14 protein-coding genes are annotated in these 16,455 nt (G+C 42.1%); 13 read left to right on the top strand and 1 reads right to left on the bottom strand.

What is annotated here, in order from left to right:
* Window positions 1–179 precede the first annotated feature (179 nt).
* The 9 genes from trpX to O3640_RS04645 all read left to right on the top strand — a co-directional run bounded on the left by trpX (window position 180) and on the right by O3640_RS04645 (window position 10,166).
* Window positions 180–1,184 (top strand): tryptophan ABC transporter substrate-binding protein, encoded by a 1,005-nt coding sequence (gene trpX / locus O3640_RS04685; protein WP_125366997.1) that lies wholly within the window; start codon window positions 180–182, stop codon window positions 1,182–1,184.
* A gap of 66 nt (window positions 1,185–1,250) precedes the next feature.
* The gene (locus tag O3640_RS04680) at window positions 1,251–2,117 is read left to right on the top strand and encodes an ABC transporter permease (RefSeq protein ID WP_125366998.1); all 867 of its coding nucleotides are present in this window, start codon (window positions 1,251–1,253) and stop codon (window positions 2,115–2,117) included.
* Window positions 2,114–2,872: an ABC transporter ATP-binding protein gene (locus O3640_RS04675; RefSeq protein WP_008808922.1), complete on the top strand. Its 759-nt coding sequence runs from the start codon at window positions 2,114–2,116 to the stop codon at window positions 2,870–2,872. The genes O3640_RS04680 and O3640_RS04675 overlap by 4 nt, the downstream gene beginning before the upstream one ends.
* A 942-nt stretch (window positions 2,873–3,814) precedes the next feature.
* A complete protein-coding gene (pheS, locus tag O3640_RS04670) occupies window positions 3,815–4,864 on the top strand; it encodes a phenylalanine--tRNA ligase subunit alpha (protein WP_002900605.1) in 1,050 nt (349 codons plus the stop codon).
* 45 nt (window positions 4,865–4,909) lie between these two features.
* A complete protein-coding gene (locus O3640_RS04665) occupies window positions 4,910–5,419 on the top strand; it encodes a GNAT family N-acetyltransferase (protein WP_223344090.1) in 510 nt (169 codons plus the stop codon).
* Between the two features lie 249 nt (window positions 5,420–5,668).
* Window positions 5,669–8,074, top strand: coding sequence for a phenylalanine--tRNA ligase subunit beta (gene pheT, locus O3640_RS04660; RefSeq protein ID WP_371586779.1), 2,406 nt, complete (start codon window positions 5,669–5,671; stop codon window positions 8,072–8,074).
* A 116-nt stretch (window positions 8,075–8,190) separates the two neighbouring features.
* Window positions 8,191–8,904 carry a hypothetical protein gene (locus O3640_RS04655; protein WP_008808919.1) on the top strand — a complete coding sequence of 238 codons (714 nt, stop codon included), beginning with the start codon at window positions 8,191–8,193 and terminating at the stop codon, window positions 8,902–8,904.
* 151 nt (window positions 8,905–9,055) lie between these two features.
* Window positions 9,056–9,448, top strand: coding sequence for a YbgA family protein (locus O3640_RS04650; protein ID WP_008808918.1), 393 nt, complete (start codon window positions 9,056–9,058; stop codon window positions 9,446–9,448).
* A 259-nt stretch (window positions 9,449–9,707) separates the two neighbouring features.
* Window positions 9,708–10,166, top strand: coding sequence for an SP_0198 family lipoprotein (locus O3640_RS04645; protein ID WP_268723178.1), 459 nt, complete (start codon window positions 9,708–9,710; stop codon window positions 10,164–10,166).
* Between the two features lie 271 nt (window positions 10,167–10,437).
* Here O3640_RS04645 and O3640_RS04640 read toward each other — a convergent pair whose 3' ends face one another.
* Entirely contained in the window at window positions 10,438–11,163 is a 726-nt protein-coding gene (locus O3640_RS04640) for a hypothetical protein (RefSeq protein WP_061585245.1), read from the bottom strand.
* 109 nt (window positions 11,164–11,272) lie between these two features.
* Between O3640_RS04640 and O3640_RS04635 the strand changes: the two genes are divergently transcribed.
* The 4 genes from O3640_RS04635 to O3640_RS04620 all read left to right on the top strand — a co-directional run bounded on the left by O3640_RS04635 (window position 11,273) and on the right by O3640_RS04620 (window position 16,444).
* Window positions 11,273–11,881, top strand: coding sequence for a TetR/AcrR family transcriptional regulator (locus O3640_RS04635; RefSeq protein ID WP_268723179.1), 609 nt, complete (start codon window positions 11,273–11,275; stop codon window positions 11,879–11,881).
* 67 nt (window positions 11,882–11,948) lie between these two features.
* Window positions 11,949–13,010, top strand: a complete 1,062-nt coding sequence (locus O3640_RS04630; RefSeq protein ID WP_223344087.1) for an ABC transporter permease — start codon at window positions 11,949–11,951, stop codon at window positions 13,008–13,010.
* On the top strand, window positions 13,011–13,676 hold the full coding sequence (locus tag O3640_RS04625) for an ABC transporter ATP-binding protein (RefSeq protein WP_125369648.1): 666 nt from the start codon (window positions 13,011–13,013) through the stop codon (window positions 13,674–13,676).
* 872 nt (window positions 13,677–14,548) lie between these two features.
* Window positions 14,549–16,444 carry an ABC-F family ATP-binding cassette domain-containing protein gene (locus O3640_RS04620; RefSeq protein WP_223344086.1) on the top strand — a complete coding sequence of 632 codons (1,896 nt, stop codon included), beginning with the start codon at window positions 14,549–14,551 and terminating at the stop codon, window positions 16,442–16,444.
* The last annotated feature ends 11 nt before the right edge of the window (window positions 16,445–16,455 follow it).

Here is a 16,455-nt window from a genome sequence, read left to right as displayed (position 1 = left end):
ATGGGAGAATGCTATTTATTTTTCCATAATTGAGGTGGCACCGCGATTTACGCCCTCACACAGAATATCTGTGTGAGGTTTTTTGTTGGAAAAAAGAGAAGGAGAGTTCCCCATGTTTAAACGATGGCGTCCCTAGGGATTGAAATGAGAAAGCTTAAAAATAGAAATGGAGAAAAAATATGAAGAATAAACGTTTACTCGCTGTTTTAGCAGTATTAGTAGTCTTGGTTGGAGGATCTTTGATCTATTCCAGCTTGAATAAAGGTGGTGGGGCGAAGTCTACTACAGATAAGAAAACAGTCAAAGTCGGAGTCTTACAGTATGTCAGTCATCCTTCACTTGATTTAATCTATAAAGGCATTAAAGATGGATTAGCTGAAGAAGGTTACAAGGCCGATGATATTAAAATTGATTTTATGAATGCTGAGGGTGATCAGAGTAAGGTTGCTACTATGAGCAAGCAATTGGTGTCTAATGACAATGATGTGCTGATTGGGATTGCGACTCCGTCTGCTCAAGGACTGGCTTCAGCTACTAAGAACAAGCCCGTCGTCATGGGAGCTATCACAGATCCAGTCGGAGCTAATCTAGTAAAAAATCTTGAAAAACCAGGTGGCAATATCACTGGTGTCTCTGACCGCAATCCAGCTAAGCAACAGTTGGAGCTGATTAAAAAATTGACGCCAAATGTAAAAACTATCGGTGCACTATACTCTAGCAGTGAAGATAACTCTAAATCTCAGGTAGAAGAGTTCAAAAAATTAGCTGAAGAGGCAGGCTATAAGGTAGAAGAATACTCTGTTCCTTCAACCAATGAAATTGCTTCAACCATGAATGTCATGACTGGAAAGGTTGATGCTATCTGGATTCCGATTGATAATACAATTGCATCAGCGTTTGCGACTGTAGTATCTAGCAATAAAGACGCTAAAAAACCTATCTACCCAAGTGCGACTGCTATGGTAGAAGAAGGTGGACTAGCATCAGTTGTTGTTGATCAACATGACCTTGGAGTTGCAACAGGAAAAATGGCTGCTAAAATCTTGAAAGGCGCAAAACCAGAAGAAACAGCAGTTGAAATTTTTAACAAAGGTAAGTCAGTCATCAATAAGAAGAATGCCAAAGAACTTGGGATTACTCTTCCAGATGATGTCTTGAAAGAAGCTGGACAAGTGATTGAATAAGGAAGGAGACATAAAAACTCAAGCCTCAGTTGAATGGCAAGTTTTAATACAAAGTTAGGATAGAATATGATTATTTCGATTATTTCACAAGGTCTTTTCTGGTCTATCTTGGGCCTAGGAATCTTTATGACCTTTAGGATTTTGAATTTTCCAGATATGACGACAGAAGGCAGCTTTCCTCTGGGAGGGGCTGTCGCTGTCACTTTGATTACTAAGGGCGTTAATCCACTAATTGCAACTTTGATTGCTATTTTAGCTGGATGTTTGGCTGGTTTTGCAACGGGCTTGCTTTATACCAAAGGAAAAATTCCGACTCTGCTGTCTGGAATTTTGGTCATGACCTCATGCCATTCCTTAATCCTTATGATCATGGGAAGAGCCAATCTGGGCTTATTGGGGGCTAAAAAAATTCAAGACTTTCTTCCTTTTTCAGAGGAAATGAATCAAATCTTTCTAGGCTTAATTTTTGTAGCTCTTGTAATTCTAGCTTTGCTATTCTTTCTTGATACCAAGCTAGGTCAGGCCTATATTGCTACTGGGGACAATCCTGATATGGCTAGAAGTTTTGGGATTAATACTGGTCGGATGGAGCTGATGGGCTTGGTGCTGTCCAACGGAGTGATCGCCCTAGCTGGAGCTTTGATTGCCCAGCAGGAAGGTTATGCGGACGCTTCAAGAGGGATTGGAGTCATTGTTATTGGTTTGGCCAGCTTAATCATTGGAGAGGTTCTCTTTAAGAGTCTTACTTTGGCTGAAAGACTGATCACAATTGTGGTAGGTGCGATTGCTTATCAATTTCTGATTTGGGCGGTTATCGCTTTAGGCTTTAATACCAGCTACCTACGTCTCTACAGTGCGGTGATTTTGGCTATCTGCCTTATGATTCCCACGCTTAAAAATAAATTCTTTAAAGGAGTCACATTAAGCAAATGACAGTCATTGTAGAATTAAAAAATGCCACAAAAGTTGTAAATAATGGTTTAGATGAAGAAAAAGTCATTTTGAATGATGTGTCTCTCCAAATCCATGAGCATGACTTTATTACTATTCTAGGTGGAAATGGAGCCGGAAAATCAACCCTTTTTAACGTAATTGCTGGGACCTTACCTTTAACCAGTGGTAGTATCCATATCTTGGGTGAAGATGTGACTCATTACTCACCAGAAAAACGAGCAAAATACCTTTCTCGAGTTTTTCAAGATCCAAAGATGGGGACAGCGCCTCGTATGACAGTTGCTGAAAATCTCTTGATCGCAAAATTTCGAGGAGAGAGAAGAGGTCTTTTTCCTCGCCGATTGAACCATTATAAAGAAGAATTCCAAGCGACTATTGATAAAATTGGCAATGGTCTGGAAAAGCATTTGGATACAGCAATTGAGTTCCTATCAGGTGGTCAAAGACAGGCCCTAAGTCTTTTAATGGCAACGCTCAAACGTCCTGAACTTTTGCTACTAGATGAGCATACAGCAGCTTTGGATCCCAAGACTAGCGTGGCTTTAATGGAGTTAACAGATGATTTTGTTCAAAAGGACCGTCTGACTGCTCTCATGATAACACATCATATGGAAGATGCACTTAAGTACGGCAATCGCTTGATTGTTATGAAGGATGGTCAGATTATTCAGGATCTCAAGCAAGAAGAAAAAGCTCAAATGACTATTTCAGATTATTATAGTTTATTTGAATAGAAACAAAGCTAATAAGGAGCTTTAAATGGCTGTCCTATTGGCTTTTTTTATTTCTTTGTTTTGCAAAAAAATATTATAAAAAAACAATGTAAACGCTTGCTTTTTCAAAGATAAAGGAGTACACTAATAGTAGATAAAGATAGGTGGGAAATTAAGGATTTTGATATTCTTCTTTCCTTCTTTAAACGTTTCGTTCCTTTGATAAGGGATGCATGGCTTAGCAAATAGAAAGGACTGATTCCAATGGGTTTCAGAAATTCAAATCTGTTTTAAGTTATCTATATTTTAGCTTATGTCCTTGTTTACTGATTTGTTGTTCGTCTTAGTTGGAGGTATTGTTAAAAAATATCTGAACCGAATTATCTCTTGTGACGATTGTAGATTGTTGCTATGGAAAATAAGAGTTTAAAATGAGAAAAAAACTTCAGTGAGCGACAATGAAGAGAGAAGCTTTTCAATGGTTTTCGGACTTCGAATAATACAATCGTCATTGCTTTTGTACGATAAAATATATTTTCTTATTAGATCGATATAAAAGAAAATCATTCTTTAGGGCTATAAAAGATTGAATCAATCATTAAGTAAGTTGTTTGTCTGTAGCTTTTAGCTACTCAAGTTGCTTCGTTAGTAATCAGTAAACAAGACGCACTCCTGGCTATTCCGTTTTAAATGGACGCCAGGAGCTTTTTATTTTTGTTGCCAAAATAGGGTAAATTTGCTAGAATATTAAGTAACTGAATAGCAATCCGCAAGACCAGTAACCTAGGGGAAGTTTAACAGGGAGGGGAGCCATCGACTGAAAGCTCTCTAGATGAAAGCTAGGCGAATTCACTTGCTCTGGGATTGATAAGTAAGGTCTGGCTTGCCAGATAAAAAACGGATGGTACCGCGTGTCAACGCTCCGCTTATGGAGATTGGCGCGCTTTTTATTTTGGAGGGAAAATGACGAAAACGATTGAAGAACAACTGAAAAGCCTGCGTGAAGAGACTCTAGCTTCTCTCAAGCAGCTTAAGGCGGAGAATCAAAAAGAACTGCAAGATTTGCGTGTAGCTGTATTGGGTAAAAAGGGTTCGCTGACTGAAGTCCTGAAAGGGATGAAAGATATCTCAGCTGAAATGCGACCGATTATCGGGAAGCACGTCAATGAAGCGCGAGACATTCTGACAGCAGCCTTTGAAAAGACTGCACAAGAGATGGAAGAGCAATTAGTCGCTCTGAAACTGGCTGAGGAGTCCTTAGACGTGACCTTACCAGGCCGTCAAATTCCGGTAGGGAACCGTCATATTCTTAGTCAGACTAGTGAAGAAATTGAAGATATTTTCATCGGGATGGGCTATCAGGTCGTGGACGGCTTTGAAGTGGAGAAGGACTATTACAACTTTGAGCGGATGAATCTGCCTAAGGACCACCCAGCACGGGATATGCAGGACACTTTCTACATTACAGAGGAAATCTTACTCAGAACTCATACGAGTCCGGTACAGGCGCGAGCTATGGATGCCCATGACTTTTCTAAAGGACCGCTCAAGATGATTTCACCAGGGCGTGTCTTCCGTCGGGATACCGATGATGCGACTCACTCCCACCAGTTCCATCAGATTGAAGGCTTGGTAGTTGGGGAAAATATTTCCATGGCCAACCTGCAAGGAACACTGCAGCTGATTGTACAGAAGATGTTTGGTGAAGACCGCAGTATCCGTCTGCGTCCGTCATACTTCCCATTCACAGAGCCGTCTGTTGAAGTGGATGTTTCCTGCTTCAAGTGTGGCGGTGCTGGCTGTAATGTCTGCAAGAAGACCGGCTGGATTGAGATTATGGGAGCTGGTATGGTACATCCGCGCGTGTTGGAAATGAGTGGCATTGATGCGGAGAAATACTCTGGATTTGCCTTTGGTCTTGGTCAAGAGCGGGTAGCTATGCTCCGCTACGGTATCAACGATATTCGTGGCTTCTACCAAGGAGATATTCGTTTTTCTCAGCAGTTTAAGTAGAAATCTGTATTCATAGATGCAGCTTTTCTGAGAAAGGAGTGCAGTATGCTAGTCAGAGTTAAGAAAGAAGAAGCGAGTCTCTTGCGAGAGTTGGAGGTCGCGACTTATCAAGAAACTTTTGGTCCTTTTATCAAAGAAGCTGATATGGCTCATTATTTTGACAATGAGCTGTCGCTTGCAACTATTGAAAAGGAGCTGGAAGATCCTGAGTCAGAGACTTATTTTGTTGTCAAAGACGGTGAAATTGCTGGTTTTCTCAAGTTTAACTTGGGACAGGCTCAAACGGAGCAAGAACTATCACAAGCCTTTGAGGTTCAGCGAATCTATGTCTTAAAAGCCTATCATGGTCAAGGCTTGGGCAAGGAGATGTTTGAATTTGCCTTAGATGAAGCCGAGAAACGAGGCTTTGACTGGGTCTGGCTGGGCGTCTGGGAGAAGAACTTTAGAGCCCAAGATTTTTACTTCAAATATGGCTTTGAAAAATTCAGTCAGCATGACTATATCACAGGCGAGACAGTGGACACAGACTGGCTACTGCGCAAGAAATTGAAATAAAAAAGAAAATTTAAAGAGAGGAAATGATACGACCTAAAAGCTTTAAATTTAGATGATTTGTCTCTGAAATCAGGATTTCAGAGACAAATCCCTAAATTTTGGCAAGTCGAGTTCCTCAGCGATAGAATTAGAGAAAGGAATTGAACCCGGGCTAAAAACTCGGAAAAAAGATAGACTTGCGATCATTCATCGAATGCTTAGCAAATCTCCTATTTTTCAGTCGTTTTTGACGCCCTTGGTATCTTAAATATGCTAGTAAGTTATAAGTGGTTAAAAGAGTTAGTAGACATTGATGTGGCGAGCGCTGAGCTGGCTGAGAAAATGTCAACGACAGGAATTGAAGTGGAAGGTGTGACATCACCAGCTGCTGGCTTGTCAAAAATTGTTGTTGGTGAGGTAATATCGTGTGAGAATGTTCCTGATACTCACCTGCATGTCTGTCAAGTCAATGTCGGAGAAGAGGAGAACCGTCAGATTGTCTGTGGTGCTCCAAATGTTCGCGCCGGCATCAAGGTCATGGTGGCTCTGCCGGGTGCTCGCATTGCCGACAATTATAAGATTAAAAAAGGGAAAATCCGGGGCTTGGAGTCACTGGGCATGATTTGCTCTCTGGGTGAGCTGGGCATTTCTGATTCTGTCGTGCCAAAGGAATTTGCGGATGGCATTCAAATCCTGCCTGAAGAAGCAGTGCCAGGTGAGGAAGTCTTCTCTTATCTAGACTTGGACGATGAGATTATCGAACTTTCCATCACACCAAATCGGGCTGATGCTCTGTCTATGCGTGGGGTGGCTCATGAAGTGGCTGCGATTTATGACAAGTCAGTACAGTTCAAAGATTTTCCGCTGGTGGAAAATGAAAAGCAGGCAGCTGACAGCCTTTCAGTAGCCCTTGAGACAGAGAAAGCCCCTTACTACGCGGCTCGTATCTTGGAAAATGTCACTATTGCCCCAAGCCCTCAGTGGCTGCAAAATCTCCTCATGAACGAAGGAATCCGTCCGATTAACAATGTAGTGGACGTGACCAACTACATCCTGCTCTACTTTGGTCAGCCTATGCATGCCTTTGATCTGGATACGTTTGAGGGTGACCAGATCGTTGTGCGGGAAGCGCGTGCTGGTGAAAAACTGGTGACGCTGGATGGCGAAGAGCGCGAGCTGGAAGTCAGCGATTTAGTCATTACTGTGGCAGATAAGCCAGTGGCTTTGGCTGGTGTCATGGGCGGAGCAACGACTGAAATTTCCGGTAAGTCCACTCGTGTTGTTCTAGAGGCAGCAGTCTTTGATGGGAAATCAATCCGCAAGACCAGCGGTCGCCTTAACCTGCGCTCAGAATCATCTTCCCGCTTTGAAAAAGGCATCAATGTGGCAACTGTCAATGAAGGTTTGGACGTAGCAGCAAGTATGATTGCGAACTTGGCAGGAGCGACTGTTCAGGCTGGTATCGTATCAGCTGGTAGTTTAGATACTAGCGATGTAGAAGTGGTGTCTAGTCTAGCGGATGTCAACCGTGTGCTGGGAACAGACTTGCTTTATACAGATATTGAGGATGTTTTCCGTAGACTTGGCTTTGGCTTATCAGGAAATGCTGAACAGTTCACTGTCAGTGTCCCTCGTCGTCGCTGGGATATTTCAATCGAAGCAGACCTCTATGAAGAAATTGCCCGCATTTACGGTTATGACAAATTGCCAGCTAGCCTGCCAAAAGATGACGGGACTGCTGGTGAATTGACTGCGACGCAGCAACTGCGCCGTCAAGTGCGGACTTTAGCAGAGGGAGCTGGACTGACAGAAATCATTACCTATGCTTTGACAACGCCAGAAAAGGCGGTTGAGTTCACTCTCAATCCTAGCAACTTGACTGAGCTTATGTGGCCGATGACAGTGGAGCGTTCTGTTCTTCGTCAGAACATGGTTTCTGGCATTTTGGACTCTCTAGCCTACAATGTAGCTCGTAAAAATAAGAATCTAGCCCTCTATGAGATTGGAAAGGTCTTTGAGCAGACTGGCAATCCTAAGGAAGACCTGCCAAATGAAATCAATAGCTTTGCCTTTGCTTTGACAGGTCTGGTTAATGAAAAAGACTTCCAGACCAAGCCAGTAGCAGTTGATTTCTTCTATGCTAAGGGTGTAGTGGAAGCACTCTTTGCTAAGTTGGGCTTGGCAGCTGAATACGTGGCTAGCAACCAGATTAAGAGCCTGCATCCTGGTCGGACTGCTTTAATCTCTATCAATGGCCAGCCTGTCGGTTTTGTTGGCCAAGTCCATCCTGCGACATCCAAGGCTTACGATATTCCTGAAACTTATGTTGCTGAGCTCAACCTGTCTGCCATCGAAGAGCAGCTCCAACCAGCACAGCCATTTACAGAAATCACTAAATTCCCAGCTGTCAGCCGTGATGTGGCACTATTGCTCAAGGCTGAAATCACTCACCAAGAGGTCCTTGATGCCATCCAAGCAGCTGGTATCAAGCGCTTGACCGATATTAAACTCTTTGATATCTTCTCTGGTGACAAGCTGGGTGTTGGCCTCAAATCTATGGCTTACAGCCTGACTTTCCAAAATCCAGAAGCTAGCCTGACTGACGAAGAAGTGGCTAAATACATGGAAAAAATCGAAAAATCTCTGATCGAAAAACTCGGCGCAGAGGTGCGTTAGAAGAGTCGAAAAAAGCAGTCTTTACAGGCTGTTTTTTTTAATTGCTAAAAGAAGCTTTATAAAAGGCTTGATTTATGGTATTCTAGTCATATTAAAATTTATTAAAGAGGTGTCTGATGCAGTATAAGAGAAGTTATGCAGGTGAAATTGTTGGTATTATCTTGATTACTATTTTTGCAATCTTTGCTGTATGGTCAAATTCGTCTTCTACCTTTAGTGCAAGTAACTCTAAAGATCCTGAAGTGAGTTTTGACGCCAAGATGGATGAATACAAACTAGAAGAAAGACCGATAACTATCCGAGATGCAGAACTAATGTTTGGTTCAGAAGATGGTCCCAAAGATGAGACTCCAGAGAAAAAAGAAGCCAGGCTCCAAAGCGTTGTAGATACTTATAATAATCAATTAAAGAAAGAACAGGATAAGATAAAAAGGGAAAAAGAAGAGGAAAAGAAAAGAGATGACGATTTTGCTACAACTGTCTTGATTGGTTCAGCAGTTGGGGTTTCTTTATTGTTGATTTCTATTTTTATAAAGTCTAAACAACCTCCAGCAATGACAATCTCAGAAGGGAGACTGGATATTAAATCTTCGATTTTCCAAGATATGAATGAACTTGATCTGGACAATGTCAAGAAGATTGAATATAAAATCAAAACCTATAGTTCTGATGATATGCAGAAAACAAATCGTATGCTTTACTTTTATGATCAGAATGGTAGTTCTCTAGACTCCATTGACTTAAATAACTTATCTGGTGCTGATTTTAATGATATTTACAAGGAAATTAGTCGTCAGGCACCTCATATCGAATGGATTTTTCCAGAATAAAAGAAAGACTAGCAAATCATCCTTCTTTTCCAATCATGTTGAGTTTTGTGGTTGGGCTTATATTTTGAAAATCTGAGAATTAGGATATGTGACTAATGATTTGAATGATGATGAAGGAATTCAATATTAAGGATTGGCAGGAAAAGTAAGTATGAAAGATTTAAACCAAATGTCTCTGTGTCAGACTCTTTGGGCTCGGAATAAATATCTAGTCCTCAGTCATTCCAGTAATATCTATCTGGAAATTCGTCAATATTTAAAAAGTGAATCGGTAGAAGTAGCTCATGTTCAAGCCTTGATTGACCAAGCTGTTACCCTACCAGAAAATCGAGGTCAGGTCTGCAATGCCTTTCAGCATATCTGGGGATATTTTAAGAAGAAAGCCAGCCCAGCTGAAAAAGATAATTTTATGCTACTCTTGCTTCGTTACCAATCCGGTCAGGCTGAGCAGAAAGATTTGGTTACAGCAGTTAAAGACCTGCTCCTCAAGTACCCCAACCCATATTTGCAAAAATCGACTCTCTTATTTCAGAATGAGGAATGATGCCTTGCTATCAAGGAGACATCGTATACCTGTTCTGCTAGTGGCTTAGTGATTACATATGATAAGAACAATAATCTATATCCTCAGTCAAATTAGACTGGGGATTTTTCTTATGTTTAAAAGAAAAGATCTAGATCTGATTGATTGCATCAGTAATATAGAATTCTTAATAGAAAACAAAATTCTTTCTCTTGACAAATAAAACAGACAAGTGTAGAATATAAGTATAAACTACAAATGTAGAAAAGGAGGAATCGATATGTCTATTCCGAAGAAAACAATTTTAGCAATTGTATCCCTTACAGCAGCTGTTCTCTTGACAGCTTGCTCAGGAAATAACAACCAAGGGACCAATGCTAACTCTCAATCTCAAGATGTCAAAAGTCAAAGTTCCCAATCAGCATCTAGTTCTAATACAGAATCTTCTTCTAGTCAAGCAAACTCTTCTAAGCCAACCCAAACTTCGAATCTAGATGGTAGTTATAAGGCAACTGACCACGATGGAGATCAACATCTTCTTCAAATTAATGGAGCCTCTGGGACATGGACAGAGACAGAAGTAGATGGAAGTAAGGAAATTAAGCAAGTTCAGGTTGATGCAGCTAATCAGCGTTTGATTGTTGGTGACGATGTTAAAACCTATCAAGTAAATGGCAATCAGTTAACTGTCAGCGAACTGGATGACGATCCAGATACTCTAAACTTTACGAAACAGTAAGTTAGGCAACAACCTGCAGTAGACAAAAACGGATCTCAGGAAAATTCCAAAGTGACATAAAAACAGTAGATATGAACCTATTGGAGTTGTTGAAAGATTTATACTGAAGTGAACAACTGTTAAACTTGAAGATCTTGCTATTGATTCATTTACTCATGGGTAAGAGCAAGACCATTAAGTCCATGATTGTCTTTGATTAAATGTAGAAGAAAAACAGCCTTGCTGCGGTCTCTTTAAGATGGCAGTAGGCTGTTTTTGTGTGGAAGGAAATTCATTCTTTTTGTTCTCTACACCAGGCTATCCACCTTGACCATTCGGTAGCTAGATGGAACTGGTGTTCTTTGATAAGGCTGTCTGGACAAAGGCTGGGGAATTCGACGCAGAATCGGGCTTCCAAGCTTTTTTCTGTGTCGCGAAACTGATGGCGAATACCACCGACATTGCAACCGTTCGCTAGTCTGGCGACACCGACAGATTGGAAGGGATAAGACGCATCACGAGGTTCCTCTATCTCAGCCTCACCACCAAGATCAAGAAAAAACTGTGTCGGCAGGGGGCTGTTTCCTGCTGTTTCAATGACTTCAAGTATGTCGCCGCGCCGCTGCAAGGCATAATGGTCTGGACAGGCACCGAGATTGGCTCTTTTATGAGCATCTGTATTTTCTAACATCAACTTTTCTAGCCTTTTACTGAAAGAAGCGGCAGTCAGTCCACTTGCAAAAATCGTTACAACAGCTCTTTTTCGTGGTTTCTTTGACCATTTTGCTGCCAATTTCATCAAATATTGACTCCATTTGAGTTTGGTTCCGATTTTTTGGATTAGCTCTTCGTATGTCAGCTTCATTTTTGCTTCCAGTAGAGCTTGGTCTAAAATCTCCGTCTTGTCAGTATTAGGCAGCTGTAGATTAAGTATCTTAGCTGCTTTATGGATTCTCTGCTTCCGCCATTGCTCGATTCTTTCTTGACTGACTTCTTTTTGATTGATCATAATCTTCATCTTTTAATCCTCTTGTTCTTGTCTTCTGCTTATATTTATTATATAGTGGGAGCTGGATGGTATACAAGCATCAATTTTAGAGAGACTGTTGCATTTTGAGGTGAATGGCATGTATGAGAAAAAAAGAAGAGAGACAGAAAAGCGGATAGAGACTAGCTTGCTGCAGCTGATGAAAGAGCAGACTTTTGAGACAATCAGCATTCGCCAATTGATTGATTTGGCAGAGGTGAATCGCAGTACTTTTTATCGGCATTATCTGGACAAGTATGATCTGCTAGAGAAGATTGAAAACCGCTTGCTAGATGATTTACAGGCCTATTATCAAGAGGCTCTAGAATCTGACCGACTATTCAAGTTAGAAAAGGATTTTAAAGTGGAGGACTATATCCATGAAGAACAAAATCTTTTTCATTTTTTTGAGCCTTACTTGGAAAAATTAGCCATTCTTTTAGGGCCAAATGGCAGTCCAACTAGTTCGAGGCGGTTGCAGGAAGCTTTGAGAGGGATTTTCTCGCAGAGTATTTCCTTGGCTGATCCACATTTAGAGGAGGTAGAAGTGGACTTGCTCCTGAATCATCAGGCTGCTTCCTTTATGGGAACACTGACTTACTGGTTGACTCATCCTCATTATAAGTCTCAACAAATGAGTGATTTTCATACTAAGGTGACCACTGTCGGTCTAGCAGGCTTTGTTAGAGAGCACATGCGGGGAGACTGATGGGATATTTTCTGTATCTTGTTTCTTTATGATATAATAGTTTGGAATCTTTCAAAGGAGGATAGCTTTGTTTTTAGCTTTTAAAGAGATTGTCTACAGTCGAGGACGTTACCGTATGGTTGTTGCTGTGGTTTTTCTCATCACCTATATGGTTTTCTTTTTATCTAGTCTCTCAGTTGGTCTGGCTCGGCTTAATCGCTTGGCAATAGATCAGTGGGGAGCGCAGTCAGTTGTTTTATCTGAGTATGCCAATAAGAATCTGGTTTCGTCGACTCTCAAGGAAGAAGAGTACAGCCGCCTGCTTCAAGGTGACTTAATAGCAGCTTTGGGACAGATGGCAGTAGTGGCCAATCATGAAGATGGGAAAGAAAAAATTAATGCCCAAGTCTTTGGTCTGTCATGGAATAGTTTTTTAGCTCCAAAACTGAGTGAGGGGAGATCAGCTGATAATGCTTATGAAATCATTGCTGACAAGCGCCTACAGCAAAAAGGTGTAAAAATAGGCGACCAGCTTCAGCTCAATGGTAGTGAACGCCTCTATCAGGTTGTTGGTTTTACAGAGGATAATAGCTTCTTTACGCAACCTGTAATTTTTATGACTCTAGATGATTTCAGGGAATTAAAGTACGGCTCTAGTCAGGTTAAGAATATCAGCGCACTTGTAGTAAAAGATGATCAGAAGATTGAAGAAGCTGGCCTGAGTCAACTCTCTATGAGGGAGTTGATAGAAAATATTCCAGGTTATCAGGCTCAGGTACTGACCTTTTCCTTCATGATTGGGGCCATGGTTCTGATTACATTTTTGGTATTGGGAATTTTCATGTACATCATTACCATACAAAAGACGCATCTTTATGGTATTATGCGTGCCCAAGGAATTGCCAGTAGAAAGATTATTGCTTCTATTTTCTGGCAGATTTTCATCCTGTCTTGTCTGGGAATAAGTCTAGCTGTTTTGTTGCTTTTAGGAACCCAGTTAGTATTGCCGGCTTCTGTGCCATTTTACAGTGATTGGCGAGCTTATGGAGGACTGATTGCCTTGATTGTTCTCATGTCACTGGCTGGAGGACTCTTGTCCATTCGTAGGGTTCTAAAAATTGACCCTATCACAGCAATAGGAGGTGAGTAAATGCCAATCTTAGAATTAAAAGGGGTTACCAAAGAATACGGCCAGGGGCATACGCTGGTTCAAGCCCTGAAACCAACTGATTTCCAACTGGAAGCGGGGCAGTTTGTAGCTATTATTGGGCCGTCAGGCTCGGGGAAAACAACCTTTCTGACCTTGCTGGGGCATTTGCAAACTCCCTCAAAAGGACGGATTCTGCTGCATGGGAAAGATACTTCCCAGCTCAAGGAAAAGGAACGTGCGGCTCTGCGTTTCAATGATTTCGGCTTCATTTTGCAGGCCTCCAATCTCATTCCTTTTTTGAAAATTGAAGACCAGTTCCAGCTGATTGACCGCTTATCTAAGAAGGAAAGAACGGATCTAGACAGTCTGATTGAGTTGCTGGATCTTAAAGGAACTCTCAAGCAATATCCGAAAGAATTGTCCGGTGGGGAACGGCAGAGAGCTGCTATCGCTAGAGCGCTTTACAATAGCCCGGATATTATCTTGGCTGATGAGCCGACAGCTAGTCTGGATACGGAGCGGGCCAAGCGCGTGGTTCATTTGCTTAAAGAGGTTACTCAGAAATTCAATAAGAGCGTGGTCATGATTACCCATGATACTCGCCTGCTGGATGAGGTTGATAAGATTTATGAGATGCAAGACGGGGTACTGACTCAAGTTCGATAAAGCTTTAAAAAGCTTGTGCGATCTATTAAAACCATTTATAGGCAACCTGTTTTTCGTTGACAGGCTTGTCTTTTTTTGTATAAAATCATCATAAGTGAAAGACAGTTTTGAAAGATGAATTATCGAATTTGTTGTAGTGGAGTAGGGGAAATACTCATTAGAAATTTTGAGACAGAAATCATAAGTAAAGCAGTTTGTTTTGCTACTTAGATGGAGAAATGGGTTTAATAAGGTTTAATAAAGAATCTAGCTAGCCTTGACTAATCCCTGGAAGATGAGATACTGCTGTTTTAATTATTCAAAAAATGCTAAAAAGGAAGATCGATGTGAAAGAAAGCTAAGCTTACACTATTTCTTTTACTCTTGGTAATGATTGCTATTTCAGTTTTTCTCTATTTTTCCAGGCGCATTTACTGGAAATACGATGATCAGTGGATTATCGGTAAAAGAGAATGGGAGATAGTGGAGCGTTATGGTGAATTTGATTACGAAACGAAACCCGGCGCCCGAAAGGGATATTATATAGGATAAGAGAATCATTTTTTTGAGACTCATAGAAAAAAGTTGTATTATTTTACTCTTTTTGATAACAATAATAAAGCTAAAAAAGTCGTGATTGGGGGTCAGCCGGGAAAAGATTAAGTGATTGTAAAGTCAATATTGGAAGAGTTTCTTGCTTATTACTTTCGAAAATTTATAGTGCATCTTGAAACTTAGTTGAAAGATCTAAGTTTTGAGATGTTTTTTTCTTCTACTAATTTTTCCATATCAAAGCTATAAGTTCAGAGAAATCTCTGGGATAATGAATCTGCTGAAACTTTTTTAAAATCTGGTAGATAGCAGGAGAGAAGCAAATCTGCTATAATGGTCTTATGATTATTTTACAAGCAAGCAAGATTGAGCGCTCTTTTGCAGGGGAGCTTCTTTTTGACAATATTAACCTGCAGGTGGATGAGGGCGATCGGATTGCCCTGGTTGGTAAAAATGGAGCTGGGAAGTCAACCCTGCTCAAGATTTTGGTGGGCGAGGAGGAGCCTACTTCTGGTCAGATCAATAAAAAACGAGACCTGTCCCTATCCTATCTGGCTCAGGACAGCCGCTTTGAGTCGGAGAATACTATCTTCGACGAGATGCTGCTGGTCTTTAATAGTCTGCGTCAGCAGGAGAAACGACTGCGACAGATGGAGCTGCAAATGGGAGAATTGTCAGGGGAAGACCTGACTGCTCTCATGACCCAATATGATCAGCTGTCAGAGGATTTTCGCCAGAAAGGCGGTTTTACCTATGAGGCCGATATTCGAGCGATTTTGAATGGCTTCAAGTTTGACCAGTCCATGTGGCAGATGAAGATTTCTGAGCTGTCAGGCGGGCAGAATACCCGTCTGGCTCTGGCTAAGATGCTTTTGGAAAAGCCAGAGTTGCTGGTACTGGACGAGCCAACCAACCACTTGGATATCGAGACCATTGCCTGGCTGGAGACTTACTTGATTAACTACAGCGGTGCCCTGATTATCGTCAGCCACGACCGCTATTTCTTAGACAAGGTTGCGACCATCACGCTGGACTTGACTAAGCATTCCTTGGATCGCTATGTGGGCAATTACTCTAGCTTCGTGGTCCAAAAGGAGCAGAAGCTGGCCACTGAAGCCAAGAACTATGAAAAGCAACAGAAAGAAATCGCTGCGCTGGAGGACTTTGTCAATCGCAATCTAGTTCGGGCTTCCACAACCAAGCGGGCTCAGTCCCGCCGTAAGCAGCTGGAAAAGATGGAGCGTTTGGACAGACCGGAGGCCGGCAGTCGCTCGGCTACTATGACCTTCAAATCGGATAAGGTTTCAGGCAATGTTGTTCTGACCTTGGAAGACGGGGCTATTGGCTACGGAGAGGAAGTCCTGTCGGAGCCGATTAACCTTGACATTCGCAAGTTCAATGCGGTAGCTATTGTCGGGCCAAATGGGATTGGAAAGACGACCTTGATCAAATCACTAATCGGTCAAGTGCCCTTCATCAGAGGCAAGGAGCAGTTGGGAGCTAATGTGGAAGTGGGCTATTATGACCAGACCCAGAGTAAACTGACTCCCAGCAATACGGTACTTGATGAGCTATGGAATGACTTCAAGCTGACGCCAGAGGTCGAGATTCGCAATCGCTTAGGCGCTTTCCTCTTCTCGGGAGACGATGTCAAGAAGTTTGTCGGCATGCTATCAGGTGGAGAGCGGGCGCGCCTGCTTCTAGCCAAGTTGTCTATGGAAAACAACAATTTCCTCATCCTAGACGAGCCGACCAACCACCTGGACATTGACAGCAAGGAAGTGCTGGAAAATGCCCTAATTGACTTTGACGGAACCCTGCTCTTTGTCAGTCATGACCGTTACTTTATCAATCGCGTGGCCACTCAGATTATCGAGCTCTCTGAGACAGGCTCTACCCTTTATCTGGGTGATTATGACTACTATCTGGAGAAAAAGGCAGAGCAGGAAGCCTTGCGTGAGGAGACGGAGCGGGTTGATTCTGATAAGCCTGCCCCTGCCAATGACTATCAAATCCAAAAGGAAAACCAGAAAGAACAGCGTCGGCTGGCCCGCCGCTTAGAGCAATTGGAAGCGCAAATCGAGGACTTGGACAGCCAGATCAGTCAGCTTCAGGAAGCCATGCAGGCAACCAATGACGCCGCCGAACTCATGGAAAGCCAGCAGCAAATCGACCAGCTGACCGCCGCCCAAGACGAAGCCATGCTAGAATGGGAAGAGCTGGCGGAGAAGGTGTAGAAGAAGAAAAG

This window comes from Streptococcus sp. 27098_8_75, assembly GCF_041432475.1.
In the GTDB taxonomy this organism is placed as follows: Bacteria; Bacillota; Bacilli; order Lactobacillales; family Streptococcaceae; genus Streptococcus; species Streptococcus gordonii.
Note: the sequence above shows the minus strand (reverse complement) of the source record. Positions and strands in the feature narration are given on the sequence as shown.

Bases quoted from the DNA above. Each gene is read 5' to 3' on its own strand.
- trpX (WP_125366997.1), top strand. From the start codon at position 180: ATGAAGAATAAACGTTTACTCGCTGTTTTAGCAGTATTAGTAGTCTTG.
- O3640_RS04680 (WP_125366998.1), top strand. From the start codon at position 1,251: ATGATTATTTCGATTATTTCACAAGGTCTTTTCTGGTCTATCTTGGGC.
- O3640_RS04675 (WP_008808922.1), top strand. From the start codon at position 2,114: ATGACAGTCATTGTAGAATTAAAAAATGCCACAAAAGTTGTAAATAAT.
- pheS (WP_002900605.1), top strand. From the start codon at position 3,815: ATGACGAAAACGATTGAAGAACAACTGAAAAGCCTGCGTGAAGAGACT.
- O3640_RS04665 (WP_223344090.1), top strand. From the start codon at position 4,910: ATGCTAGTCAGAGTTAAGAAAGAAGAAGCGAGTCTCTTGCGAGAGTTG.
- pheT (WP_371586779.1), top strand. From the start codon at position 5,669: ATGCTAGTAAGTTATAAGTGGTTAAAAGAGTTAGTAGACATTGATGTG.
- O3640_RS04655 (WP_008808919.1), top strand. From the start codon at position 8,191: ATGCAGTATAAGAGAAGTTATGCAGGTGAAATTGTTGGTATTATCTTG.
- O3640_RS04650 (WP_008808918.1), top strand. From the start codon at position 9,056: ATGAAAGATTTAAACCAAATGTCTCTGTGTCAGACTCTTTGGGCTCGG.
- O3640_RS04645 (WP_268723178.1), top strand. From the start codon at position 9,708: ATGTCTATTCCGAAGAAAACAATTTTAGCAATTGTATCCCTTACAGCA.
- O3640_RS04640 (WP_061585245.1), bottom strand. From the start codon at position 11,163: ATGAAGATTATGATCAATCAAAAAGAAGTCAGTCAAGAAAGAATCGAG.
- O3640_RS04635 (WP_268723179.1), top strand. From the start codon at position 11,273: ATGTATGAGAAAAAAAGAAGAGAGACAGAAAAGCGGATAGAGACTAGC.
- O3640_RS04625 (WP_125369648.1), top strand. From the start codon at position 13,011: ATGCCAATCTTAGAATTAAAAGGGGTTACCAAAGAATACGGCCAGGGG.
- O3640_RS04620 (WP_223344086.1), top strand. From the start codon at position 14,549: ATGATTATTTTACAAGCAAGCAAGATTGAGCGCTCTTTTGCAGGGGAG.